The following is a 25,503-nucleotide window of genomic DNA, read 5'->3' as shown; positions in this document are numbered from 1 at the left end:
CAGTGTGGACAGACTTTCATCTTTCTAAACTATTAAATTCAAAATCTATATGAATTTTTCCACAAAAAAATAGAGTAAGGTGTGAACCTTACTCCATCTCTGCAAATACCATACGATCTTTTCCGTTAATATCGAAAACAACCTCAACATGAGCATGTGGAAAAGCTTGTTGTAACAATCTTTTTACATCCTCACCTTGTCCTACTCCAATTTCAAACGCCACAATCGCTTTCTTCTGCAACACATTCGGCAATTCTTCCATAAAACGGCGATAGAAATCTAATCCGTCTTCACCACCAACAAGTGCTCTCTTCGGCTCATGCTCTTTCACAACAGGAGAAAGACCACGCCAATCCTCTTCCGGTATATATGGAGGATTTGAAACAACAACATCTAGCTTTTGACCCGTTTTATGAAATGGTGACAATAAATCACCGTGATAGAACGTTACTTCTGCACCTAAAGCTTTTGCATTTTCTTTTGCAACTTCAATCGACTCTTGTGCAATATCTACTGTATACACATGAAGATTTTTATTTTCTAAAGCAAGCGTAATAGAAATCGCTCCACTACCTGTACCTATATCTGCTACATGTAGTTTCTCATCACCAAAATGGCGCTCGATTCTTTCTAATACTCCCACTATAAGCTCTTCTGTTTCCGGCCTTGGTATTAATACTTCTTCATTCACAAAGAAAGACCGTCCATAAAACATTTCATAACCAATCATATATTGAATAGGAATACCTTCTACATGCTTATGGATAAACTCCGTAAAGCTTTTCTCTTGTTCCTCAGTTATTTCTTCACGCATATTCATAAGTAATCCTGTTCTGTTCACCTTTAATACATGACAAAGGACAATTTCTCCCGCATTTTCATCTCGTCCATTTTCCTGTAAAAAAGAAGAAGCCCATTTCAGGGCTTCATAGACACGCATTACTCAGCTGCCTCCATCCTTTGAGCCTGATCTTCCATCACTAAGGCATTGATGAAATCATCTAACTTACCTTGTAAGATTTGATCTAGCTTTTGAATCGTTAAACCGATTCGATGGTCTGTAACACGGTTTTGCGGGAAGTTATACGTACGAATACGCTCTGAACGATCACCCGTACCAACAGCTTGTTTACGGTTTTGATCATATTCAGCTTGTGCTTCTTGTCTAAACTTATCATAAACACGTGCGCGTAATACTTTCATCGCTTTTTCTTTATTCTTAATTTGTGATTTCTCATCCTGACAAGATACAACTACACCAGTCGGTAAATGCGTTAAACGTACCGCTGACATCGTTGTATTAACACTTTGTCCACCAGGACCACTAGAAGCGAATGTATCAACACGAACATCTTTCTCATGAATGTCGATTTCTACTTCTTCTGCCTCTGGTAATACAGCTACAGTTGCTGTAGATGTATGAATACGTCCACCAGATTCCGTTTCAGGAACACGTTGTACACGGTGAGCACCATTCTCGAATTTCAGCTTCGCGAAAGCACCTTTACCATTAATCATAAAGATAATCTCTTTATATCCACCTAACTCTGTATAGCTAGCCTCAATAATCTCCGTTTTCCAGCCCTGTACCTCAGCGTAACGGCTATACATACGGTATAAGTCACCAGCAAATAAAGCTGCCTCGTCTCCACCAGCAGCTCCACGAACCTCAACGATAACGTTCTTATCATCATTAGGGTCTTTTGGAACAAGTAAAATTTTCAGACGCTCTGATAATGTTTTATCTTGTGATTCTAACTCAGAAACTTCTTCTTTTACCATTTCACGCATTTCTGCGTCTAACTTATCTTCTAACATTGCTTTCGCATCTTTTAATTGCTCACGAACATCCTTATACTCACGATACACCTCTACCGTTTCCTGTATATCAGACTGTTCCTTTGAATATTCACGAAGCTTATTTGAATCACTAATAATCGCTGGATCACTTAACAATTCATTTAACTTCTCATAACGATTTTCTACAGCTTGCAAACGATCTAACACATCATTCACCTCTACATCCTAGTATCTAATACAAATAGTATATGGTACTTACTCAAAAAAACGCAAATTATATTTAAAAGCGCAAGCGGCTCGCTCAGAATCGCAGGCCATTGGAGCTCTCGACCTTGAAGCGCTTTTTGCTTCGAGCGAGAGAGCGAAATGGCCGGAGATTCTAGCCACTGGAGCTAGATAATATATTTAAAAGTGGCGGTGACTCTTTCAGCTCTGACCAACTAAGGTTCTTAGATGCGAAGAGCTAGCCACCAGAACTAGATATATTTAAAAGCGTAAGCGGCTCACACCGCTCATTCTCTCTATTTTGAAAAAAACCCGCCTTGCGCAGCGAGTTTTACTTATCTTTGTTCGCAGGTACTGCATGACAATGACGACAACGTGGTTCATACGATTCTGAAGCTCCAACTAAAATAATTGGATCATCAAATGCCGCTGGTTCTCCATCAATTAATCGTTGTGTACGACTTGCTGGAGATCCACATACAGAACATACTGCTTGTAGTTTTGTCACATGTTCAGCAATCGCCATCAGCTGAGGAACTTGTCCAAATGGTAGACCACGGAAATCTTGGTCTAAACCAGCTACAATGACACGATAGCCACGATTTGCCAATACTTGCACCACTTCCACAATGTCCCCATCAAAAAATTGCACCTCATCGATTGCAATAACATCCAGCTCTTCTGTAATATGTTCAAATATATCCTTTGAAGCTGAAACAGGAACTGCTTTTACCTTTAATCCGTTATGTGATACAACATCTTCTTCACTATATCGATTATCAATACATGGTTTAAATACAATTGCATGTTGTTTTGCAAATTGCGTACGGCGCACACGGCGGATTAGCTCTTCTGACTTGCCAGAAAACATACTACCGCAAATCACTTCAATCCAGCCATTTTGATTTATTAAGTACATGAAGCTCTCCTTTCATCTACTTTTCAGTTAAAAGTAGGGTAAAGGTATAATATTTTCGCAAAAAAAACAGACAAGCGAATACATACACTTGCCTGTTTTATGTTTTTATTACTTAAGACCGTATTTCTTATTGAAGCGGTCAACGCGTCCGTCTGCAGTAGCAAACTTCTGACGTCCAGTGTAGAATGGGTGAGAATCAGAACTGATCTCAACTTTTAGTAATGGATAAGTGTTACCATCTTCCCACTCAACAGTTTCGTTAGATCCTTTAGTAGATCCGCTTAAGAATTTGAAGCCTGTGTTTGTGTCCATGAATACAACTTTCTTGTAATCTGGGTGAATTCCTGCTTTCATTCTTTTCATCTCCTTCCGCCCTGAATCATTTTCGAAACAGAGTTTTTCATCTTCAGCTGCATACACAACTATATTGATGAAACACATATGATGAAATTATAACAAGGCTAACTTCATTTTGCAACTACCTGTTTTTGTCTTTTGAAATTAAAAGTGTAGACGGCTCGTTTAGCTCTGACTAGCTCAGGTTCTTTCACTTATTTCTCTCTTTAATATCACCTAAACAGCATAAAAAACTCGCTTACTATAAAATAAGCGAGTCTTGATTTTTTCCCTTTACTTAGTTGTTACATACCTTTTCGAGTCTGCAACGATGTTTTGTAAAAACTCTTCATTTGTCTTCGTTTGACGAAGCTTACGTAAGAAACTTTCAACAAAGTCTGGTGTATCACGCATTGTCTTACGAATGCCCCATAACTTGTCTAAATGTTCTTTTGGAATTAATAGATCTTCTTTACGTGTACCAGAACGACGAATATCAATCGCTGGGAAGATACGACGTTCAGCTAATGAACGATCTAAGTGAAGTTCCATATTTCCAGTTCCTTTAAATTCCTCGTAAATAACATCGTCCATACGTGATCCTGTATCAACAAGGGCTGTTGCTAAAATTGTTAAGCTACCGCCTTCTTCAATATTACGTGCAGCTCCAAAGAAACGCTTCGGTCTATGGAAGGCAGCTGGATCGATACCACCTGATAATGTTCTACCACTTGGTGGAATAACGAGGTTGTAAGCTCGAGCTAAACGGGTAATACTATCCATTAAAATGATAACATCTTTCTTGTGCTCTACAAGACGCATCGCACGTTCTAACACAAGCTCAGCTACTTTAATATGATTTTCTGGTACTTCATCAAAAGTAGAACTTACAACATCTCCTTTGACAGAACGTTCAATGTCTGTTACTTCCTCTGGACGCTCATCAATTAAAAGTACAATTAGTTCTGCTTCCGGATGATTTGTTGTAACACTGTGCGCGATCTCTTTTAATAGACTTGTTTTACCAGCCTTTGGAGGCGCAACAATTAAACCACGTTGTCCAAATCCAACTGGTGCGATTAAATCCATGATGCGTGTCGGTAACTTTTTCGGTTCCGTTTCCAATTTCATTTGGCGATCTGGGTATAATGGTGTTAATGCAGGGAAATGCACACGCTCTTTTGCTGAATCTGGATCATCTCCGTTTACAGCTTCAACTTGTAATAACCCAAAATAGCGTTCATTTTCTTTCGGAGGTCGTACTTTACCAGAAACCTTATCTCCATTACGTAAATCGAAACGACGAATTTGCGAAGCTGAGATATAAATATCTTCTGAGCTTGGAGAATAGTTGATAGGACGTAGGAATCCAAATCCTTCTGATTGAATAATTTCTAATACGCCTTCCATGAAAAAGAAACCTTCTTTTTCTGCTCGAGCTTTCAAAATAGAAAAAATCAGCTCTTTTTTCGTTAACTTGCTATAATACGAAATCTTAAATTCTTTCGCAAGCTCGTATAACTCTTTTAATTTCATGTTTTCTAATGCTGCAATTGACAAATTCATTCAGACACCACACTTTAACGTTATTCTCTTTTTTCATGGGTAAAAGGAAAAAATACGGAAGGCAAATAATTAATAATGAAAGGCAATAAGTTCAAGTAGGGTAATATTCACTATTGTAACCCTTTTATCTAGTTTTAATCAATACGTTGGAACACAAATACAAGAAGCGAAGACAAGAAAATTTGTCTTCGCTTCTTATTTAATTTAGTTCCAGCTCCGATAGTTAGAAAGATCGACCATTTTAACCATTCTGAACGAGCTGCTTACGCTTTTTATTTAATCTAGCTTCAGCAGCTAGATTGGTCGGTGGCTTCACTTCTTCCTGCGAGGCAAAAAGCGCCTCTACGTCAGAAGCTCCATCCCCCTCCCATTCTGAACGAGCTGCTTACGCTTTTTATTTAATAACCAAGTTTGGTTTTTTATTTAAGCTATGACGACCATCTACGAAGCGAACTGTGCCTGATTTTGCGCGCATAACAAGGGATTGCGTTGTTCCTACGCTACCTTTAAATTGAACACCGCGTAATAGTTCTCCATCTGTTACGCCTGTTGCTGCAAAGATTGCATCGTCACCTTTTACTAAGTCCTCCATGCGAAGGATACGATTAATGTCTTCTATGCCCATTTTTTTACAACGTGCTAATTCAGCTTCGTTTTGTGGCAATAGTTTCCCGTGAATTTCTCCACCTAAACATTTTAAAGCAACTGCTGCTAATACACCTTCAGGTGCTCCACCAGATCCAAATAAAATATCTACACCTGTACGATCAAACGCTGTATTAATCGCTCCAGCTACATCTCCATCATTAATTAATTTAATGCGCGCACCAGCTTTACGAATTTCTTCGATAATTTCTTGATGACGTGGACGATTTAAAACTGTCGCTACAACATCTTCAATATCTTTATTTTTCGCTTTCGCAACTGCACGTAAGTTATCAATAATAGGCGCATCAATGTCGACCGCCCCAACTGCTTCTGGGCCAACCGCGATTTTATCCATGTACATGTCAGGGGCATGTAACAAATTACCGTGGTCTGCAATTGCAATGACAGCAAGAGCATTCCAGCCACCAGCTGCTACGATGTTTGTCCCTTCTAAAGGATCAACCGCAACGTCTACACGTGGTCCATATCCTGTACCTAATTTCTCTCCGATATATAGCATTGGTGCTTCATCCATCTCACCTTCACCAATTACAACTGTACCTTTCATCGGAATTGTATCAAATACATCACGCATAGCTGATGTTGCTGCACCGTCTGCCTCATCCTTTTTCCCGCGCCCCATCCAACGCGCTGATGATAAAGCTGCAGCCTCTGTTACACGTACTAACTCCATAGATAAACTTCTCTCCACGATAATCCCTCTCCTTTAAGTCTTTATATTTCTGCCGTATTTTGTGAACCGTGTTTTTCTATAAAGTGTACTTCCGCAAGTAGTGATGCTTCGCTTCCCCCTTGCGGAAGTATCACTTATGCGTTCTTCATTTCTTCAATTTCTTGCTTTGTCATTTGTTCTCGCCAAATGTTTGCTCCAAGCCCTTTAAGCTTGTCCACTATATTCTCATAACCTCGATCAATATGCTCAAGTCCTGTTACTTCTGTAATTCCATCTGCCATTAATCCTGCAATAACAAGTGCTGCTCCTGCTCGTAAATCACTCGCCTTCACTTTTGCACCTTGCAGTAACACAGGACCAGTTACAATTGCCGAACGACCCTCTACTTTAATTTGAGCATTCATACGACGTAATTCATCAATGTGTTTGAAACGGGCACCGTAAATTGTATCTGTTACAACTCCTGTCCCGTGCGCCTTTGTTAAAAGCGTCGTAAACGGCTGTTGTAAATCCGTTGGAAAACCTGGATATACAAGCGTTTTGATATCAACTACTTTTAACTTTCTATTACCGTTCACCGTAATTTGATCATCGTTCGTTTCAACTTGAACACCAGCTTCTCTTAGCTTTGCAGTAACTGATTCTAAATGCTGAGGAATAACGTTATCAACCGTTACTTCTCCTCCTGATGCAGCTCCTAGAATCATATACGTACCAGCTTCAATACGATCTGGAATGATAGTATGGTGACAACCATGTAAAGAGTCAACACCATCTATTCGGATTACATCAGTACCAGCACCTTTAATACGTGCTCCCATGCTTGTTAACAATGTAGCTACATCAATGATCTCAGGCTCTTTCGCTGCATTTTCAATAACAGTTCTACCTTTTGCTCGTACAGCTGCTAGCATAATATTAATCGTAGCTCCTACACTAACAACATCTAAATAAATACGTGCCCCGCGTAGCTCATCTGCTCTTAAATAGATGGCACCTTGTTCATTCGTAACATGTGCACCTAGCGCTTCAAACCCTTTAATATGCTGATCAATCGGCCTCGGGCCTAAATGACATCCACCCGGAAGCCCAATAACAGCTTTTTTAAAACGGCCAAGCATTGCACCCATTAAATAATAAGAAGCGCGCAATTTTTTCACTTTTCCATTTGGCAAAGGCATTGCAACCATGTTAGAAGGATCGACTACCATTTCTTCCTCCTGTCCATAAGTTACTTTCCCTCCAATTTCCTCTAGTAAGTCTCCTAACATTTTCACGTCCGAAATATTAGGGACACCACCAATAGTTACTGGAGTATCTGCTAAAATTGTCGCTGGAATTAATGCAACGGCACTGTTCTTTGCACCACTTACTCGAATTGTTCCATTTAAAGCTCTTCCGCCTTCAATTAGCAATTTTTCCATATTGAGCTCCCTTCTTGTGAATGTATTTACTTTCTATCTTTTTATAGAAAGCTCCCCTTAAGAATCTCAATTACTCTTTCCATCCCAAAACTCAATAAATAGGAAACCATTATCTTCATTTCTCCTGTAGCACGAATAGATAAAGATCAACTATTCATCGAATTCACTTTATCAATTTAGATACGTTATCACATTTATTAATAGGACTATGCACATTATTTTCTATTTAAAAACCAAAAATGATAAAATCTTTAGACTTGTTCACGCTTTCATTATACAACGAAAGGAAACCGTCTAAAAGACTAGACGGTTTCCAAAACGGAATTTTATTCTTACGCTTTACCGTTAGAACCGAATTCGCGAATTTTACCAATAACAGTTGCTTTGATAGCGTCGCGGCCAGGTCCGATAAATTTACGAGGATCGTAAACTTCTTGGTCTTTGTTTAATACTTCACGAACAGCTTTTGTAAACTCGATTTGGTTCTCAGTGTTTACGTTGATTTTTGAAGTACCTAAAGAGATAGCTTTTTCGATATCAGCAGTTGGGATACCAGTACCACCATGTAATACTAAAGGTACGCCAGTGAAGTCACGAACTTGTTCCATTTCAGCGAATCCTAAGTTAGGCTCACCTTTGTAAGGACCGTGTACAGAACCTAAAGCTGGAGCTAGGCAATCGATACCTGTTGCTTCAACAAGGTGCTTACACTCTGCTGGGTCAGCGTAAATTACACCTTCAGCGATTACGTCGTCTTCTTGTCCGCCAACTGTTCCAAGCTCAGCTTCAACAGATACGTTACGAGCGTGTGCGTATTCTACTACTTGTTTAGTAGTTTCAACGTTTTCTTCGAATGGGTGGTGAGAAGCGTCGATCATTACAGATGTGAAACCTGCATCAATTGCTTCTTTACATTTTTCGAAGCTTGAACCATGGTCAAGGTGAATCGCTACAGGAACAGTGATGTTCATTTCTTCGATTAAAGCTTTAACCATAGCTACAACTGTTTTGAAACCAGTCATATGACGAGCTGCACCCTCAGATACACCTAGGATTACAGGAGATTTTTCTTCTTCCGCAGCAGCTAAGATAGCTTGAGTCCACTCTAAGTTGTTCATGTTGAATTGACCAACTGCGTATTTTCCTTCTAGTGCTTTGTTTAGCATTTCTTTCATAGAAACTAAAGGCATGGTGAATCCTCCTAAAAAACGTTTTTTGTATCCGATAAGTTCTTATCGCTGGTAGTATGACCAGAATAAGGTAAAATATGTATATCTACATACCGGACTTTTTTCTACACTCAATAGGATAACAACTTGTACTCAAAAACTCAACCGTATTCACCTGCACAATAGTCCATGTAAACGCTTTTTTCCATATTTTTTATAAAAAATTCATTTTTATGCCTCTACAGCGAGCTCATTTCTCACAGCTTGACGAATTTCATCAATATCAAATGGTTTAGCAAAATGCATTAAAGCTCCTAAATCTTTTGCTTCTTGGATCATATCAAGCTCTCCATAAGCAGTCATTAAAATTACTTTAATACTCTCATCAATTTCTTTTACATGCTTTAAAATCTCTATACCATCCATGCCTGGAATTTTCATATCTAACACTACTAAATCTGGATTATCTTTTTTCACGATATCTAAAGCTTGAAATCCATTCGCTGCTTGGAATGTCTGATAACCTTCTTTTTGGAACACTTCATGTAATAACACACGAATCCCATATTGATCATCAACGATTAAAATTTTACCTTCCATAATTCCCAACCTTTCTGTGTAAGTACAAGATTTAAAGCTTCTTATATCTTAACGATTTAATTTCGCTATTCTTTGGCAAATTCCTTCCTATTCTTTCTTATTTTACCGTTTCCTATTTTGTTATGCTACCCTACGATTTCACCTTTCTAAAAAAATAAATTATAATGAAAGCCGGCAAACACGTACGAAGGGAGTAACATTATGTTAAAAATTTTTTCAACTCAATTAAGTGGTTATTTCTCCAGAGTTTCTCAAAAAGAAGAAATGAATATAGAAGATAGCGCTCGTTTACTTGCTCAAGCATTAGTTGGCGATGGTTTCATTTATTTACATGGTACAAATGAAATGGAGGGCGTTGTTGCCGAGGCACTATTCGGTGCTGAACCAATGAAGCAAGCAAAACGCTTATTTGAAAATGGTAAAGAAGCAGAAGTAACCTCTGCGGATCGTGTACTTCTTATTAGCCGTTTTTCAACAGATGAAGCGGTTGTAGAAATTGCAAAAAAACTACAAGAAGAGGGACACTCTATTGTCGGCATTTCTGCTCTTCAAGAAGGTACGGAATCACTCGAACGATATACAGACGTACATATTGATACAAAACTGTTAAAAGGTCTTATTCCAGACGATGAAGGTAATCGCTACGGATTCCCAAGTTTAATAGTAGCCTTATTTGCTTATCACGGGATCAAATTCACAATCGATGAAATGTTAAATGAATATTAAAAAAAGCGCCTTATTTCAGGCGCTTTTTTTATTACTTGCTCTCTTTATTCGTAATAGAAGCTCTTACGAAGTCATGGAACAATGGTTGTGGACGGTTTGGACGAGAAACAAGTTCTGGGTGGAACTGTGCTGCCACGAACCAAGGATGATCTTTTAATTCAATGATTTCAACTAGACGACCGTCTGGGCTTGTACCAGAGAATACAAATCCTTCTTTTTCCATATCCGGACGGAACTGGTTGTTGAACTCATAACGATGACGATGACGCTCATATACAACCGGCTCATTATAAGCATTGTAAGCATTTGTTTCTTCAGCAAGCTTACATGGGTATAAACCAAGACGAAGTGTACCACCTAGGTCCTCTACATCTTTTTGTTCTGGTAATAAGTCGATGATTGCATATGGTGTGTCAGGGTTGATTTCAGAAGAGTTAGCACCTTCTAAACCTAATACATTACGTGCGAATTCGATTGATGCAAGTTGCATACCTAAGCAAATTCCTAAGAATGGAACTTTGTTTTCACGAGCATATTGAATCGCAACGATTTTACCTTCTACACCACGATCGCCGAAGCCACCTGGTACAAGGATACCATCTGTATCACCAACTAATTCTTTTACGTTTTCTGCTGTTACGTGCTCAGCATTTACCCATTTTACTTCTACATCTGTGTCGAATGAGTAACCAGCATGACGAAGTGCTTCTACAACAGAAATATAAGCATCTTGAAGTTCTACATATTTACCAACAAGAGCGATCTTTGTTTTCTTAGAAAGATTACGCACTTTGTTAACTAGAGCAGTCCACTCTGTCATATCTGCAGCTGGATTGTCTAATTTTAAGTGGTCACAAACGATTTGGTCCATGTTTTGTTCTTGAAGAGATAATGGAACCGCATATAAAGTATCTGCATCGCGAGCTTCGATAACTGCTTTTGTATCAATGTCACAGAATAGTGCAAGCTTGTCTTTCATATCTTGAGAAACAGGCATTTCTGTACGAACAACGATAATGTTTGGTTGAATACCTAAGCTACGAAGTTCTTTAACACTATGTTGTGTTGGTTTTGTCTTCATTTCACCCGCTGCTTTTAAATACGGGATTAACGTACAGTGAATGTACATTACATTGTCACGACCGATGTCGCTCTTAATTTGACGGATTGCTTCTAAGAATGGTAGAGACTCGATGTCACCAACAGTTCCACCGATTTCTGTAATAACAACATCCGCATTTGTTTCACGACCAGAACGATATACGCGTTCTTTAATTTCGTTAGTAATGTGAGGAATAACTTGAACTGTTCCTCCTAAATATTCACCGCGACGCTCTTTTTGAAGAACTGAAGAGTAAATTTTACCTGTTGTTACGTTGCTGTATTTGTTTAAGTTAATGTCGATAAAACGCTCATAGTGACCAAGGTCTAAGTCAGTTTCTGCGCCATCATCTGTTACGAATACCTCACCGTGTTGATATGGGCTCATAGTCCCTGGGTCTACGTTAATGTATGGATCAAACTTTTGAATCGTTACGTTTAAACCACGATTTTTTAAAAGTCTTCCAAGAGATGCTGCTGTAATACCTTTTCCTAAAGACGATACTACACCGCCTGTTACAAAAATATACTTAGTCATGAAAAAGCTCCCTTCTATTTTGCTGTTATATAATCACCGTCGCAAAGCGCAACGTATGTAGATAACACTGTATCCATCTTATTGTTAGACTCTTTTTATTTTCTAAACAAAAAACAAAAAAGAAAATTGCTCCCCTCATCACAAAAAGTAATAAGTAGGGAGCAATTTTCTTTTATATTTACACTTTAAAAGTATTATCGTCCTTTTTTAAAGAGCCCAAAAATGATTCTACATGGACGATAATGAAAAGTCAAGAACTACAGTTCTTCCTCTTCTTCTTCTTCAGTTTCGTCATACTCAAGTTCTTCTTCAGCGAAGTCGTCGTCATCTTCGTCTAAATCATCAAGATCGTCGTCATCTCCGTCTTCTTCTTCAAGAACCTTGTCCAAATCTTCTACATCATCATCTTCGTCTTCATTTACGTCTGCATCGTCGAAGTCATCTTCATCTTCTTCAATGTAGTCGTCAAAACCGTCTTCTTCAACTTTACGTTTCTTCTTCGGTTTTGGTTGAGGCAAGATTTCTTCATCAATTTGCTCGTATGGGTACCAGCTGCGTAGCCCCCAACGATTTTCTCCTAAATTAATGAAACGTCCATCGATGTTTAAGTCTGTATAAAATTGTGCGATTTTCGCATTAACTTGCTCTTGAGATAGTCCCAGCACTTGAGCGATTTCTTGAACCAACTCGTTGAATGTCGTTGCTTGTTTTTTATCCCCTAAAACGCTATGTACAACTTCAATCATTGAACATTCTTTTAGCTCTTCTGGTGAATATTGCTTAAAATCCACTTATGCGGCACTTCCTTTCATCAAATATAACCTTATATATAACGGCCTGCTTAAAAAAATCCATACTATTCATTATAAACAAAAGTCGCACAAATATGCTACAAAAAAAACGGGAAACTTTTATAGGGTAGTAAAATTATAATTTGTCTGTTCCTTATTCCGGAAGCATATGGGCCCCTTGCAATACATACCTAATTTGCATTTCTGTATATTCTTCGAGCGTATACAGTTTTTGCAGCGCCCAGCGTCTAAATCCCCACATCTGTCCTTGTATAAAAATATTATGGGCAAGAAGCTGTATTTCTTTTTTATTTAATGTAAATGTTCCATTTTCCGTACACTGTTCTAAAATATTCTCGAACATTCCTACCATTTGAAACTCCTTTTCTAATACATACGGAAGTGATTCTTTCGGTAAAAAGCGTACCTCTTGATACATTATCAATACTTCTTCCTGTAATTCATCCATCACTTTAAAGTAATTCGTTATTGCTATCTTTAAACTTTCTACACTCCCTTTTTCTGTACAAACTACTTCCTCTAATCTTTCTTTTACATGTTCATAAATACTATCACAAACTAAATACAAAACATCATCTTTTGTACGAATGTACTCATAAAGTGTCCCTATACTAAATCCAGCCGCTTTTGCAATTTCTCTCGTTGTTGTACGCGGAAATCCTTTTTGTTTAAACAGTTGCACCGCACCTTTAATCATTTGCTCACGTCTTAACGCAACTAATTTTTCATCTTTCACCGATGCATGTACATTATGTTTAACCATTCCCTTCACCTCTCTCTATTATTTTTTGGAAGGAAAAAGCGTAGGAAAATACCTACGCTTTCGTTCCTACTTCGTTAACATACGAGAAATTACAAGCCTCTGAATCTCTTGTGTTCCTTCATATATTTGTGTAATTTTTGCATCTCGCATATAACGCTCTACTGGATAATCTTTCGTATAACCGTAACCACCAAATACTTGCACCGCTTCAGTCGTCACCCTCATCGCTGTATCTCCTGCAAATACTTTTGACATCGCTGACTCTTTTCCATACGGAAGCCCTTCTGATTCAAGCCAAGCCGCTTGATATGTTAAAAGGCGTGCCGCTTCCACATCTGTTGCCATATCCGCAAGTTTAAAGCCAATCCCTTGCTGCGCCGCAATTGGTTTTCCAAATTGATGGCGCTCCCTTGCATATTCTACAGAAGCATCTAAAGCCCCTTGTGCAATACCAACAGCTTGCGCCGCAATACCGTTACGACCTCCATCTAATGTTTGCATCGCAACTTTAAACCCTTGCCCCTCTTCTCCAAGTAGATTCTCTACAGGAATACGGCAATCTTCAAACATAATTTCAGTCGTTGGTGAAGAGCGAATCCCTAGCTTGCTCTCCTTCTTCCCAACTGAAAATCCCGGTGTATCACTTTCTACAATAAATGCACTCGTACCGCGCTGCTTTGATTCAGGATCAGTTAGCGCAAAAACAACGTAAATATCAGCAATACCGCCATTTGTAATGAAAATTTTTGATCCATTTAAAATATAATGGTCTCCATCTCTCTTTGCGATTGTCTTCATTCCACCAGCATCCGATCCAGATCCTGGCTCCGTTAAGCCGTATGCACCAATTTTCTTTCCTTCAGCCATCGGTCGTAAAAACTTTTGCTTTTGCTCTTCCGTCCCAAATTTAAAAATTGGCCATCCCGCAAGTGAAGTATGCGCGGACAGTGTTACGCCTGTTGAAGCACAAACGCGGGATAATTCTTCAATAGCGATTACGTACGCTAAGTAATCGCTTCCAATTCCACCGTACTCTTCAGGCCACGGAATACCGGTTAAACCAAGCTCTGCCATTTGATCAAATAATTCTCGATCAAATCGCTCTTCCTCATCACGCTCAGCTGCTGTTGGTGCCACTTCATTTTTAGCAAAATCTCGAACCATTTTTCTTATCATTTCATGTTCTTCTGATAGTTTAAAATGCATCTCCGTCTCCCCCTCGCCCTTTTATAAAGCACGGCTAATAACAAGTTTCTGTATTTCACTTGTTCCTTCATATATTTGCGTGATTTTCGCATCACGGAAAAATCGTTCTACTGGATAGTCTTTCGTATAACCGTAACCACCAAAAACTTGCACCGCCTCAATCGCGACTTCAACCGCTGTCTTAGAAGCAAATAATTTCGCAATAGATGCTTCTTTACCGCATGGTAATCCCTGTGCCCTAAGAGATGCCGCTCTATATACGAGTAACCTTGCTGCTTCGACACTTGTTGCCATATCTGCAAGCTTGAAGCCAATCCCTTGCTGCGCCGCAATTGGCTTCCCGAATTGCTCTCTTTCTTTTGCATAATCAATTGCACAGCCAAGCGCCGCTTCAGCAATTCCTAACGCCTGCGCACCGATTCCAATTCGCCCAACATCTAAATTCGCCATTGCCACCTTAAATCCTTGTCCTTCTTCCCCAAGTAAATTCTCAGCTGGCACTTTCATATCTTCAAAAGTAAGTTGTACTGTACGAGAACCGAGAAGTCCCATCTTATGTTCATCTTTTCCAATGATTAAACCAGGTGTATCTTTCTCTACTATAAATGCAGAAATACCACTTTTTCCTGCCTCTGGATTTGTAGAAGCGAATACAATGTATGTACTTGCTTCACCACCATTTGTAATAAACACTTTCGATCCATTAATAATATAATGATCACCTTTTTTCACAGCTCTTGATTTCAAACTCCCTGCATCTGATCCTGCATTTGGCTCTGTTAAAGCAAATGCACCTAAATATTCCCCAGTTGCAAGTTTAGAAACATATTTTTTCTTCTGTTCTTCTGTTCCGAAATATAAAATCGGATTCATTCCAACTGACGTATGTACAGCTAAAATTACACCCACTGTTGCACTTACCTTTGAGATTTCCTCAATTGCTAGAATGTAAGATATAAAGTCCATTTCTGCCCCACCGTATTTTGCAGGCGCTGGAATACCCATTAATCCAAGCTCACCCATCTTTTGCAAAATCTCTTTCGGGAACACCCCTTGTTCCATACTAGGAACAAAGGGAGCTATTTCCTTCTGTGCAAAATCCCGAACCATTTTCCTCATCATTTGCTGCTCTTCATTAAAACGAAAGTTCATATATTCCGCCTCCATTTGCTATATATCCTTTAAATAATTTGGTAAGACCACTATGTTGTAACAAAGGGGGCATTTATTCGTAAACGTAGAATCCACGACCTGTTTTACGCCCTAACCATCCTGCATTCACATACTTACGTAATAACGGACATGGGCGATATTTACTATCTCCTAATCCTTCATGCAACACTTCCATAATGTATAAACACGTATCTAAACCGATAAAATCGGCGAGTGTCAAAGGCCCCATCGGATGGTTCATACCAAGCTTCATGACTTCATCAATTGCTTCTTTCGTCGCTACACCTTCATATAACGTATAAATTGCTTCGTTAATCATCGGTAGCAAAATACGATTTGATACAAAACCTGGGAAATCATTCACTTCAACTGGTACTTTCCCAATTTTTTTCGTAATATCTTCAATTGCTTCATATACCGCATCATCGGTAGCCAAACCACGAATAATCTCAACAAGCTTCATAACTGGAACTGGATTCATAAAGTGCATACCGATTACTTTTTCCGGACGCTTCGTTACCGCTGCAATTTCTGTAATTGGCAGAGATGACGTATTCGTTGCTAAAATTGCGTGTTCTGGAGCAATTTCATCTAGATTCGCAAAGATTTTCTTTTTAATATCCATTTTCTCAACAGCTGCTTCAATAATAAGATCCGCTTCTTTCACACAATCTAAATCAAGCGTTACTGTAAGACGATTTAATGTGGCTTCCTTCTCTTCTTCCTTCATACGTCCTTTTTCTACTTGGCGTGCTAAGTTTTTCGTAATGATAGCCAATCCTCTATCTAATTGCTCTTGCTTTAAATCTTGTACCTTCACGTCATATCCTGCCATTGCACATACTTGTGCAATTCCTGATCCCATTTGCCCTGCACCAATTACAACAATGTTTTGTACACCCATTTTTTCTTCCCCCTTAATTGTTAATAAATTTTATACCCTCGAACTTTAATTAGTGAACTTCAATCATCACTGCGTCCCCTTGACCGCCACCGCTACAAATCGAAGCAATTCCAATTCCACCGCCGCGCTGCTTAAGTGCATGGATTAGTGTAACGATAATGCGCGCCCCGCTTGCTCCAATTGGATGTCCCATCGCTACCGCGCCGCCATTTACATTCAATTTTTCCGGATCAATTCCTGCGATTTCTGTACTTGCAATTGCTACCGCTGCAAAGGCTTCATTAATCTCGAATAAATCAATGTCTTCAATTGTCTTTCCTGTTTTTTCAAGCAATGCGTTAATTGCATAACCTGGAGTTCTTGGGAAATCTTTAGATTCCACTGCAATTGCTGTATGCGCCAAAATTGTCGCTAATGGCTTTCTTCCTTCTTGCTTCGCTCTGTCTTCGCTCATTAATACAAGTGCGGCACCACCATCGTTTAGTCCCGGCGCATTACCAGCTGTCACCGTCGCTGTCTTATCAAATACAGGTTTTAACTTTGCTAACTTTTCAATCGTTGTATCTTCACGTGGCGCCTCATCCTTTGCAACGACAATAGGATCGCCTTTTCTTTGCGGAATCGTTACTGGCACGATTTCCTCTTCAAAACGCCCTTCTTTATGCGCTGAAACCGCACGCTGATGGCTACGATATGCCCATTCATCTTGCGCTTCGCGAGAAATTCCATCTTCCTTTGCAACTTCTCCGCCATAAACGCCCATGTGTGTACCTGAAAATGCGCATGTTAAACCGTCAGCAACGTTTAAATCAATAACTTCGTTGTTGCCCATTCTGTATCCCCATCTTGCTCCACGTAAAATGTAAGGACTGTTACTCATCGACTCCATACCGCCAGCTACAATCAGTGATTGATCGCCAGTACGAATAATCTGATCCGCTAACGTAACCGCACGAAGCCCTGATGCACAAACTTTATTCACTGTTTCCGTCTGCACTTCCCAAGGGATTCCAGCAGCCCTCGCAGCTTGGCGCGATGGAATTTGTCCCTGCCCACCTTGAATAACCGTTCCAAATATAACTTCTTCAACATCACTAGCCGCAACATTTGCTCTTTCAAGTGCTGCTTTAATTGCAATTCCTCCAAGTTCCGTCGCTTTTACATCCTTTAAAGATCCTCCAAATTTTCCAACTGGTGTTCTTGCAGCACTTAAAATAACTGTTTTACTCATGTTTCTTTCCCCCATTTCATTTTTTAACACTGAGCGCTCGCTCGGTATCCCTACGTTGAGAAGAGGTGCAATCATTGCACCTCTTTCTAAAGTTGTATACATTCTTACAAACTACATTGCTTCTTTTTTCTGTCCGATAACAGATCGTTCTAAAATCTCTGTCACATCAAGAGTTTGAACTTTCTCTTCTACCTCTTTCGCTTTCGTTCCATCACTGATCATCGTTAAGCAATATGGACAACCTGTACCGATAATGGATGGCTGTACAGCTAATGCTTGTTCTGTACGAGCAACGTTAATACGAGAACCTGTTGTTTCTTCCATCCACATTAAGCCACCACCTGCGCCACAGCACATTCCAGTTTCACGGTTACGTGCCATTTCTACAAGATTCACTCCAGGAATCGCTTTCAAAATGTCACGTGGCGCTTCGTACACTTCGTTGTATCTTCCTAAATAACAGGAATCATGGTACGTAACTGTTTCTTCAATAGCGTGAACAGGCTTTAAGCGCCCTTCTTTCACCCACTGAGCTAACAATTCTGTATGATGATAGACTTCTGCTTGCAAGCCAAAGTCCGGATACTCATTTTTAAATGTGTTATAAGCATGAGGATCAATCGTAACGATTTTCTTCACTCCTGCCTTTTCAAATTCTTCGATATTCTTTGTCGCCATCTCTTGGAATACAAATTCATTTCCGAGGCGGCGTGGTGTATCTCCAGAATTCTTTTCTTTATTACCGAGAATTGCGAATGAAATGCCTGCTTCGTTCATTAACTTCGCAAACGATATCGCAATCTTCTGACTACGATTGTCGTATGATCCCATTGAACCAACCCAGAATAAATACTCGAATTCCTCCCCAGCTTTTGATTTTTCTTTTACAGTTGGAACTGTTACTTCGTCATCACCTTGGCGCCATGTTTCACGCTCTTTACGGTTCAGACCCCACGGATTCCCTTGACGCTCGATATTTGTCATCGCGCGTTGTGCTTCCGCGTCCATTTTTCCTTCTGTTAAAACGAGATATCGACGTAAATCAATAATTTTGTCAACATGCTCATTCATAACTGGGCATTGATCTTCACAGTTACGACACGTTGTACATGCCCAAATCTCTTCTTCTGTAATAACATCTCCGATTAAACTCGGATCGTAAGCGAGCGTTGTAGACGCTGATTCTTGTTGTCCTTTTCCAGCTGCCATCATCGCTAACTGATTTCCTTGTGTATTATTGAAGGCAACTACTGGAACCCACGGTGCTTTTGATGTTACCGCAGCTCCTTTATCAGTTAAATGATCGCGAAGTTTTAAAATTAAGTCCATCGGCGATAACATTTTTCCTGTTCCTGTTGCCGGACACATATTTGTACAACGGCCACACTCTACACAAGCGTATAAGTCAATAAGTTGATTTTGTCTAAAGTCTTCAATTTTACCAACACCAAATGTTTCTTGCGTTTCATCTTCAAAATCAATCTTTTCAAGCTTCCCTGGGTTTGAAAGACGACCGAAGAATACATTAGCTGGTCCTGCAATTAAATGCGCATGTTTTGATTGTGGAACATACACTAAAAACGTTAACAAAATTAGTAAATGCACCCACCAAGAAAAATAGAACACTGAAATGGCTACGGTTTCATTTATCCCGCTAAAAACGTAAGCGATTGCAGAAGCAATTGGTTCACTCCATGAAAGCTCCTCGCCATGCCATATAAGTCCCATACCGTTACCAAGTAGCACAGAAATCATTAAGCCACCGATAAAGATAAGAACAAGACCTGATTTGAAGTTACGTTTTAAACGAACAAGCTTTTCTACATAACGTCTATGAAAAGCCCAAAATACTGCAATTAAAATAACAAGTGTGACAATTTCCTGGAAGAATGTAAATGCAGGGTATAGTGGTCCAAGTGGAAGATGTGATCCTGGTGCGAGTCCTTTCCAAACGAAGTCAATTGCTCCAAATTGGACAAGAATAAATCCGTAAAAGAACATAACGTGAATGATGCCACTTTTCTTATCTTTCAGCAGCTTTTTTTGACCGAAAACATTGACCTTAAGGAGATCCCAACGCTCTTTAAAACGACGGTCAAATTCAATTTTTTTTCCTAATTGTATGTAGGCCATTCTCGTCCGTATAAGATATACAAACAAATATCCTGCATAAGCAATAACAGCAATGGCAGCCAGCCAATTAATGATCAGTAAGCTATTCATTTTTATGCTACCCCTCTCTTTGTAAGCCCTCTTTCTTTTTTTGAATCTTCAAAAATATATAATTTTCTGAATTATATCCCCTATCCCCATTATATAATGAGTGAGCATTCAGTCAACAGTTTTTTGTTATAGAACAACACATTTTTTCATAAAGCTGTTTATTTCGGTGAAACTATAAAGTGAAACTTTAATCCGCAGGGGTGGTTCATCCCCCGCTGATTATTAGTTGAACCAATCGGGCTTTTACGGGCAGTTGATTTCCAAACTAGCTTCTGCTTATTCATCAATTTTTGAAATAGGAAGCTTACTGCCCGTTAAAGCGGGATAAAGTGAACCTTTAATCCGTACAAGATCTATCCTCTAAAGAAATTTATAATAACAGCCGTGCTACCCGTATCATTTGTAACACACTGAAGGTGAAAAGAATGCGAAGGAGGGAATTCACTAATGCTCTACTTATCTCTTTTGTTAATATCCATTGCTCTTTGGATTACAATTGACCTTTCATACGGGAGACTTCTTCATTTAAAACGAGTAAGCTCTCGCACTTTCCCTTTACGTCAAAGTGATTTTCACCTTTATACATACGGGAAAGATTTGTATGACGCTTTATTTACTGATATAAAACAAGCACAGCATCACATTCATATTTTATTCTTCATTGTAAAAAACGATAAAATCAGTCGTGAATTTTTAAAATTGCTGATTGATAAGGCTCAGGAAGGAATTGAAGTACGACTTTTACTTGATCGATTTGGCAGCCATTCTTTATCAAACGAAGCTATTCGCTCCCTGCAAAAACATGGTGTATCTTTTTCATTTTGTCATAAGGTAAAATTTCCTCTGCCTTTCTTTTCTGCCAATCAACGAAATCATAGGAAAATTACAGTGATTGATGGGAAAACCGGCTATATCGGGGGATTTAATATCGGTGAAGAGTATCTAGGGCATAATGAATATTTAGGATTATGGCGAGACTACCATTTACGTCTTACAGGAGAAGGGGTTCAAGATTTACAAAAGCAATTTTTGCATGACTGGTTTGATGATACGAAACAAAATTTATTAGATGCTTCTCTTTATTTTCCAAAACAAAACCCAGGTACCATCCTGCATCAATTTATTCCGACTGATGGGGCTTATTTACAGCATACTTTTTTACATTTAATTAACGCGGCAAAAAAAGAAATCTGTATCGGTACACCATATTTCATTCCTGGAAAAAAAATTATGAATGCCTTATTAAAAGCAAGAGAAAGAGGGGTTCAAATCACAATTCTTGTTCCAGAAAAAGCTGATCACCCTCTTGTTCGAGAAGCCAAATTTCCGTACTGCCGAAAATTAATACAGGCTGGTTGCAATATTTATGCATTTCAACAAGGTTTTTTTCACGCCAAAATTATTATAGTAGACGATGATATTTGCGATATCGGAACAGCAAACTTTGATATGAGAAGTTTATATATTAACCATGAAATAAACTGCCTGTTATATAATAAACATTTCATTCAAACAGTAAAAAAGAAATTCCATGAAGATCTAGAGAATGCATCTGTACTTTCCTATAGCGATGTAAACCCGCCTTCTCTTATCGATAGAGGAAAGGAATGGATTGGAACAATGTTTGCTTTCTTTTTATAGGAAAGACAATGAATAAAAGAGGTGTATCTCATATGCTTATACGGTTTGGATATGTCTCACATGCAATGGCACTCTGGGACTGTTCTCCTGCCAAAACAATGACCTTTACAAGCTTTAAGAAACTCAGCAAGCAAGAGCGAGAAGACAAACTGTACCATGTTATAAGGCAAAATTTAGAGCACACAATACGTATCCTTCATTACAATATAGCGCATGAAATCCCACTATATCGCCTATCGTCTTCCATCGTCCCACTTGCAACACATCCCGAAGTCGAGTTTGACTATATTGGGGTATTCACACCACTTTGGCGTAAAATAGGGGCTTTAATTAAAGAACACAATTTACGAATAAGTTTTCATCCAAATCAATTTACGCTATTTACAAGCGACAAGCCACATATTACTACTAACGCTATTACGGATATGACTTATCATTATAAAATATTGGATGCTATAGGCATTGCAGATTCTTCTTACATTAATATTCATGTAGGTGGAGCCTATGGAAATAAAGAAAAGGCAATTGAGCGCTTCCATGAAAACATAAAAAAACTTCCTACACATATAAAAAAACAAATGACTCTTGAAAATGATGATAAAACCTATACAACCGCTGAAACTTTATCAATTTGCCAAAAAGAAAATATTCCATTTGTATTTGATTATCATCATCATATGGCCAATCTTTGCGAGGAACCACTAGAAGAGTTGCTTCCTGCAATTTTTGAAACTTGGTCACATACAAATATCTCTCCTAAAGTTCACATTTCCTCCCCGAGATCGGAAAAAGAATTTAGGGCTCATGCTGAATATATCGATTTAGAGTTTATTAAGCCTTTCTTACACATTGCAAAAAAACACAATCATAATTTCGATATTATGATTGAAAGTAAACAAAAAGACTTAGCATTATTCCAATTAATAGATGAACTTTCTGCTATAAGAGGAATTAAAAGAATAAGTGGTGCAATGTTACAGTGGTAAATTGTAACTTTGCACCATTTTTTCAAAAAAGTAATTTTTATAGTAAAAAATATTCTATTTTATATGCTATTATTTAAATTAGCATTTTCTCCCCGAGATTCAACTTTATTGAAACGGAGTCACAATATGATTAATCAAAAAAAGTATATACAATCTGTCATAATATACATATTTATATTTGCTCTTTGGATATTCCTTATACCAAATGAGTCAAATATAAAAGAAATCGGGATTCTTTTCTTATTCTGTTTCGCTGCACTTTTTTCTTGCTATTGCTTATGTAAAGCGATTAGAAAAATGACGCATGGTGATAAATTATTTTGGATTTTATTATTATGTACTTGTCTATGCGGGTTAGCTATGGAGATAACTTTATTTCTTCCTTCACTTTCTATTCATAAGCAAGTTATATTCTCATATAAAGCATTACCTTTTTTTATCATACAATATGTTTTACTCTTTGTTGGATTTGCTATAAAGTTTATAAAAATTTACTCTATTAAGGGTCTTGCTCAATTTTCATTCGATAGCATCTTTATTGTTATTATGAACATTTATTTCACTTTAACTTTTATCTTGGACCTTTCAAACTTCCGTATGTTAACAAAGGAAACTTGGATTTTAATTGGCTATTTCATTGCACAATCATTAGTAATTTACGCCGTTATTAGTCTATATAGAAGAGAACAATATTCTTCGAGTAGAATCGCATTAATTATCGGTTTCACTATTATACTCGTATACGGTTACATTCATCTGTTTCAATTAAATTTTGGGATGAAAACTTCTCCTGAATTTAATTATTTAATACACACTGCTTCTATTTTATTAATTGGACTTTCTTCCATACTATATATCTTGGATAAACCAATGCAACATGAAACGAAAGCAAAATATTATCGATTCGATTATGTACGTTTTATACTACCTTATTTTAGTATAATTATTACTTTTTCCTTTATTATCATTCAACCTTGGGATGATAAATTTATGTTAATTGGTCTCGTATTATCACTTATTTTGTTATTCTTGCGGCAACTTTACATGTGGAAAGATAATCAAGCACTAATCCTTACATATGAACAGTTGACTACACAACTAGAGGACGAAGTTGAAGAAGGTGCATTTGCATTATCAAAAAGTGAACAACGCTATAAGTCTTTATTCGAAGATCATCCCGATGCCGTTTTCTCTTTAAATATGAATGGCATTTTTCAACAATCTAATAAGGCATGCGAAAGCTTATTTACTGCCTATTATTGCGAAGTGGCAAGCTATTCTCTGCTACACTTCATTGATTCAAAAGACCACGAACTACTGAAGAAGGCTTTACAAATTACAAAGGAAGGTAGGCCACAAACGTTAGAAGTTCGTACAAAAGAACAAGAAGGTTATTATTATTATCTCCATATTACACTTATCCCTACTTTTATAAACAAAGAAGTGGTCGGAATGTTTGGGATAGCGCGTGATATTACCACTTTATATGAAAAACAAAAACAAGTAGAACATTTAGCCTTTCACGATGCACTTACTGGATTACCAAATCGTCGAAAGTTCGAAAAAGATTTAAAAGCCATTTTAAATACAGCTCAAACTAACGCAAATGATGTCGCCGTCATGTTCCTTGATTTAGATCGATTTAAAAAAATTAACGATAGACTTGGTCATGACGTCGGAGATTTATTATTAATTGAAGTAGCAAAAAGATTACGCGGTTGCTTGCGTTCAAAAGATATCGTCGCTCGCCAAGGTGGAGATGAGTTTACAATTCTATTACCAGAAATGTACTCAGAAAAAAGTGCAATTTTTATAGCTGAACAGATTTTAACTATTTTAAACAAACCATTCTTCATTCAAGGCGAAGAACTCTCTATTACACCAAGTATCGGAATTGCGATGTACCCTGATTATGGAACTGATGTAAATGAGTTAATGAAAAATGCTGATATGGCTATGTATCGTGCGAAAGCAAATGGAAAAAACAGATTTGTTTTCTTCTCAAAAGAAATGAGTATCGCTCAAAATGAAATTCAATTCTTAGAAGGTGAACTTTCAAAAGCATTACAACAAAATGAATTTTTCCTTGAATACCAGCCACAAGTAAGCACAAAAACAAAAAAAATTATCGGTTTTGAAGCATTAATACGTTGGAAGCATCCAAAACTCGGTATCGTATCTCCTGCCCAATTTATCCCTTTAGCAGAGGAAACTGGTTTTATTATTGAACTTGGCAATTGGATTTTACGTACTGCCTGTTTAGAGGCAAAAAGATGGCATAATCAAGGTTTCTCTCACTTAAAAGTTGGTGTGAATTTATCTGTTGTTCAATTTAACCATGCAGATTTAATCCCAACTATTTCAAAGGTGTTGGAAGAAACAGAACTGAAACCAGAAGCCCTAGATATTGAAATTACGGAAAGCATCGCAATTAATCAAAATCAATCTGTAGTTGCAAAACTAGAACAACTTCAAAATCTCGGTATTCAAATTTCAATCGACGACTTTGGAACTGGTTATAGTTCTTTAGCTTATTTAACAAAATATCCAATCAACACATTAAAAATCGCTCGAGAGTTTATTTGTGGAATTACAACTAGCCCTTTAGAAGAAGCAATTGTCTCTTCCATTATTACACTATCAAAAGAACTAAATTTAAAAGTGATTGCAGAAGGTGTAGAAACGGAAGAAGAATGGGAATTTTTACATAAACAAAATTGTGATCACATTCAAGGATTCTTTATTAGCAAACCTGTTTCTAGTAAAGACGTTTGGATGTTACTCCATAAAAAAACAACCGCCTAAGTAAGACGGTTGT

At 38.0% G+C, this 25,503-nt stretch carries 21 protein-coding genes; 4 read left to right on the top strand and 17 right to left on the bottom strand.

Annotated features, from left to right (window positions below; translation table 11 throughout):
• Window positions 1-88: 88 nt before the first annotated feature.
• The 9 genes from prmC to spo0F form a co-directional block, all read right to left on the bottom strand.
• Complete coding sequence (gene prmC, locus MKY38_RS23115) at window positions 89-940, bottom strand: peptide chain release factor N(5)-glutamine methyltransferase (RefSeq protein ID WP_001267065.1); 852 nt, start codon at window positions 938-940, stop codon at window positions 89-91.
• A complete protein-coding gene (gene prfA, locus MKY38_RS23110) occupies window positions 940-2,007 on the bottom strand; it encodes a peptide chain release factor 1 (RefSeq protein ID WP_114555779.1) in 1,068 nt (355 codons plus the stop codon). Before prfA ends, prmC begins: the two co-directional genes overlap by 1 nt.
• A 349-nt stretch (window positions 2,008-2,356) precedes the next feature.
• Complete coding sequence (locus MKY38_RS23105) at window positions 2,357-2,944, bottom strand: thymidine kinase (protein WP_000280859.1); 588 nt, start codon at window positions 2,942-2,944, stop codon at window positions 2,357-2,359.
• 108 nt (window positions 2,945-3,052) lie between these two features.
• Entirely contained in the window at window positions 3,053-3,298 is a 246-nt protein-coding gene (locus tag MKY38_RS23100) for a type B 50S ribosomal protein L31 (protein ID WP_000643433.1), read from the bottom strand.
• Between the two features lie 276 nt (window positions 3,299-3,574).
• The gene (rho, locus tag MKY38_RS23095) at window positions 3,575-4,846 is read right to left on the bottom strand and encodes a transcription termination factor Rho (protein ID WP_001053903.1); all 1,272 of its coding nucleotides are present in this window, start codon (window positions 4,844-4,846) and stop codon (window positions 3,575-3,577) included.
• Window positions 4,847-5,240: 394 nt separating this feature from the next.
• Complete coding sequence (gene glpX, locus MKY38_RS23090; protein ID WP_000442340.1) at window positions 5,241-6,206, bottom strand: class II fructose-bisphosphatase; 966 nt, start codon at window positions 6,204-6,206, stop codon at window positions 5,241-5,243.
• A gap of 116 nt (window positions 6,207-6,322) precedes the next feature.
• Entirely contained in the window at window positions 6,323-7,612 is a 1,290-nt protein-coding gene (gene murA, locus MKY38_RS23085) for a UDP-N-acetylglucosamine 1-carboxyvinyltransferase (protein WP_000413254.1), read from the bottom strand.
• A 332-nt stretch (window positions 7,613-7,944) separates the two neighbouring features.
• Complete coding sequence (locus tag MKY38_RS23080; RefSeq protein WP_001131855.1) at window positions 7,945-8,802, bottom strand: class II fructose-bisphosphate aldolase; 858 nt, start codon at window positions 8,800-8,802, stop codon at window positions 7,945-7,947.
• 210 nt (window positions 8,803-9,012) lie between these two features.
• Window positions 9,013-9,381: a sporulation initiation phosphotransferase Spo0F gene (spo0F, locus tag MKY38_RS23075; protein ID WP_000398594.1), complete on the bottom strand. Its 369-nt coding sequence runs from the start codon at window positions 9,379-9,381 to the stop codon at window positions 9,013-9,015.
• Window positions 9,382-9,582: 201 nt separating this feature from the next.
• Between spo0F and MKY38_RS23070 the strand changes: the two genes are divergently transcribed.
• Window positions 9,583-10,107, top strand: a complete 525-nt coding sequence (locus MKY38_RS23070) for a DUF2529 domain-containing protein (RefSeq protein WP_000912402.1) — start codon at window positions 9,583-9,585, stop codon at window positions 10,105-10,107.
• 31 nt (window positions 10,108-10,138) lie between these two features.
• Here the strand turns inward: MKY38_RS23070 and pyrG are convergent, their stop codons facing one another.
• The 8 genes from pyrG to MKY38_RS23030 all read right to left on the bottom strand — a co-directional run bounded on the left by pyrG (window position 10,139) and on the right by MKY38_RS23030 (window position 20,058).
• Complete coding sequence (gene pyrG / locus MKY38_RS23065) at window positions 10,139-11,746, bottom strand: CTP synthase (protein WP_000170460.1); 1,608 nt, start codon at window positions 11,744-11,746, stop codon at window positions 10,139-10,141.
• 257 nt (window positions 11,747-12,003) lie between these two features.
• Complete coding sequence (rpoE, locus tag MKY38_RS23060) at window positions 12,004-12,537, bottom strand: DNA-directed RNA polymerase subunit delta (protein WP_000346278.1); 534 nt, start codon at window positions 12,535-12,537, stop codon at window positions 12,004-12,006.
• A gap of 154 nt (window positions 12,538-12,691) precedes the next feature.
• Window positions 12,692-13,321, bottom strand: a complete 630-nt coding sequence (locus tag MKY38_RS23055) for a TetR/AcrR family transcriptional regulator (protein ID WP_341049786.1) — start codon at window positions 13,319-13,321, stop codon at window positions 12,692-12,694.
• A 66-nt stretch (window positions 13,322-13,387) separates the two neighbouring features.
• Complete coding sequence (acdA, locus tag MKY38_RS23050) at window positions 13,388-14,527, bottom strand: acyl-CoA dehydrogenase AcdA (RefSeq protein WP_000545544.1); 1,140 nt, start codon at window positions 14,525-14,527, stop codon at window positions 13,388-13,390.
• Window positions 14,528-14,548: 21 nt separating this feature from the next.
• Window positions 14,549-15,679, bottom strand: a complete 1,131-nt coding sequence (locus MKY38_RS23045) for an acyl-CoA dehydrogenase (protein WP_001011179.1) — start codon at window positions 15,677-15,679, stop codon at window positions 14,549-14,551.
• Between the two features lie 73 nt (window positions 15,680-15,752).
• Entirely contained in the window at window positions 15,753-16,604 is an 852-nt protein-coding gene (locus MKY38_RS23040; RefSeq protein ID WP_000538874.1) for a 3-hydroxybutyryl-CoA dehydrogenase, read from the bottom strand.
• A gap of 49 nt (window positions 16,605-16,653) precedes the next feature.
• Entirely contained in the window at window positions 16,654-17,937 is a 1,284-nt protein-coding gene (locus MKY38_RS23035; RefSeq protein WP_002026635.1) for an acetyl-CoA C-acetyltransferase, read from the bottom strand.
• A 9-nt stretch (window positions 17,938-17,946) separates the two neighbouring features.
• Window positions 17,947-20,058 (bottom strand): heterodisulfide reductase-related iron-sulfur binding cluster, encoded by a 2,112-nt coding sequence (locus MKY38_RS23030; protein ID WP_001086776.1) that lies wholly within the window; start codon window positions 20,056-20,058, stop codon window positions 17,947-17,949.
• A gap of 447 nt (window positions 20,059-20,505) precedes the next feature.
• Here MKY38_RS23030 and cls point away from each other — a divergent pair, with 447 nt between their 5' ends.
• The 3 genes from cls to MKY38_RS23015 all read left to right on the top strand — a co-directional run bounded on the left by cls (window position 20,506) and on the right by MKY38_RS23015 (window position 25,490).
• Window positions 20,506-21,699: a cardiolipin synthase gene (gene cls / locus MKY38_RS23025; protein ID WP_341049783.1), complete on the top strand. Its 1,194-nt coding sequence runs from the start codon at window positions 20,506-20,508 to the stop codon at window positions 21,697-21,699.
• A gap of 32 nt (window positions 21,700-21,731) precedes the next feature.
• On the top strand, window positions 21,732-22,685 hold the full coding sequence (gene uvsE, locus MKY38_RS23020) for a UV DNA damage repair endonuclease UvsE (RefSeq protein WP_011110499.1): 954 nt from the start codon (window positions 21,732-21,734) through the stop codon (window positions 22,683-22,685).
• A gap of 126 nt (window positions 22,686-22,811) precedes the next feature.
• Window positions 22,812-25,490, top strand: a complete 2,679-nt coding sequence (locus MKY38_RS23015; RefSeq protein WP_065224445.1) for a DUF4084 domain-containing protein — start codon at window positions 22,812-22,814, stop codon at window positions 25,488-25,490.
• Window positions 25,491-25,503: the final 13 nt, after the last annotated feature.

It is taken from the genome of Bacillus sp. FSL R5-0585 (genome assembly GCF_038004545.1).
In the GTDB taxonomy this organism is placed as follows: domain Bacteria; phylum Bacillota; class Bacilli; order Bacillales; family Bacillaceae_G; genus Bacillus_A; species Bacillus_A cereus.
The sequence above is the reverse complement of the archived record's forward strand: the minus strand, read 5'-3'. Positions and strand labels throughout refer to the sequence as shown.

What these genes read in the sequence shown, in the direction of transcription:
- MKY38_RS23030 (WP_001086776.1), bottom strand. Translation starts at nt 20,058, where the DNA reads ATGAATAGCTTACTGATCATTAATTGGCTGGCTGCCATTGCTGTTATT.
- MKY38_RS23105 (WP_000280859.1), bottom strand. Translation starts at nt 2,944, where the DNA reads ATGTACTTAATAAATCAAAATGGCTGGATTGAAGTGATTTGCGGTAGT.
- cls (WP_341049783.1), top strand. Translation starts at nt 20,506, where the DNA reads ATGCTCTACTTATCTCTTTTGTTAATATCCATTGCTCTTTGGATTACA.
- uvsE (WP_011110499.1), top strand. Translation starts at nt 21,732, where the DNA reads ATGCTTATACGGTTTGGATATGTCTCACATGCAATGGCACTCTGGGAC.
- MKY38_RS23070 (WP_000912402.1), top strand. Translation starts at nt 9,583, where the DNA reads ATGTTAAAAATTTTTTCAACTCAATTAAGTGGTTATTTCTCCAGAGTT.
- spo0F (WP_000398594.1), bottom strand. Translation starts at nt 9,381, where the DNA reads ATGGAAGGTAAAATTTTAATCGTTGATGATCAATATGGGATTCGTGTG.
- MKY38_RS23080 (WP_001131855.1), bottom strand. Translation starts at nt 8,802, where the DNA reads ATGCCTTTAGTTTCTATGAAAGAAATGCTAAACAAAGCACTAGAAGGA.
- acdA (WP_000545544.1), bottom strand. Translation starts at nt 14,527, where the DNA reads ATGCATTTTAAACTATCAGAAGAACATGAAATGATAAGAAAAATGGTT.
- MKY38_RS23045 (WP_001011179.1), bottom strand. Translation starts at nt 15,679, where the DNA reads ATGAACTTTCGTTTTAATGAAGAGCAGCAAATGATGAGGAAAATGGTT.
- murA (WP_000413254.1), bottom strand. Translation starts at nt 7,612, where the DNA reads ATGGAAAAATTGCTAATTGAAGGCGGAAGAGCTTTAAATGGAACAATT.
- prmC (WP_001267065.1), bottom strand. Translation starts at nt 940, where the DNA reads ATGCGTGTCTATGAAGCCCTGAAATGGGCTTCTTCTTTTTTACAGGAA.
- MKY38_RS23035 (WP_002026635.1), bottom strand. Translation starts at nt 17,937, where the DNA reads ATGTATACAACTTTAGAAAGAGGTGCAATGATTGCACCTCTTCTCAAC.
- MKY38_RS23055 (WP_341049786.1), bottom strand. Translation starts at nt 13,321, where the DNA reads ATGGTTAAACATAATGTACATGCATCGGTGAAAGATGAAAAATTAGTT.
- rho (WP_001053903.1), bottom strand. Translation starts at nt 4,846, where the DNA reads ATGAATTTGTCAATTGCAGCATTAGAAAACATGAAATTAAAAGAGTTA.
- pyrG (WP_000170460.1), bottom strand. Translation starts at nt 11,746, where the DNA reads ATGACTAAGTATATTTTTGTAACAGGCGGTGTAGTATCGTCTTTAGGA.
- MKY38_RS23015 (WP_065224445.1), top strand. Translation starts at nt 22,812, where the DNA reads ATGATTAATCAAAAAAAGTATATACAATCTGTCATAATATACATATTT.
- MKY38_RS23100 (WP_000643433.1), bottom strand. Translation starts at nt 3,298, where the DNA reads ATGAAAGCAGGAATTCACCCAGATTACAAGAAAGTTGTATTCATGGAC.
- MKY38_RS23040 (WP_000538874.1), bottom strand. Translation starts at nt 16,604, where the DNA reads ATGGGTGTACAAAACATTGTTGTAATTGGTGCAGGGCAAATGGGATCA.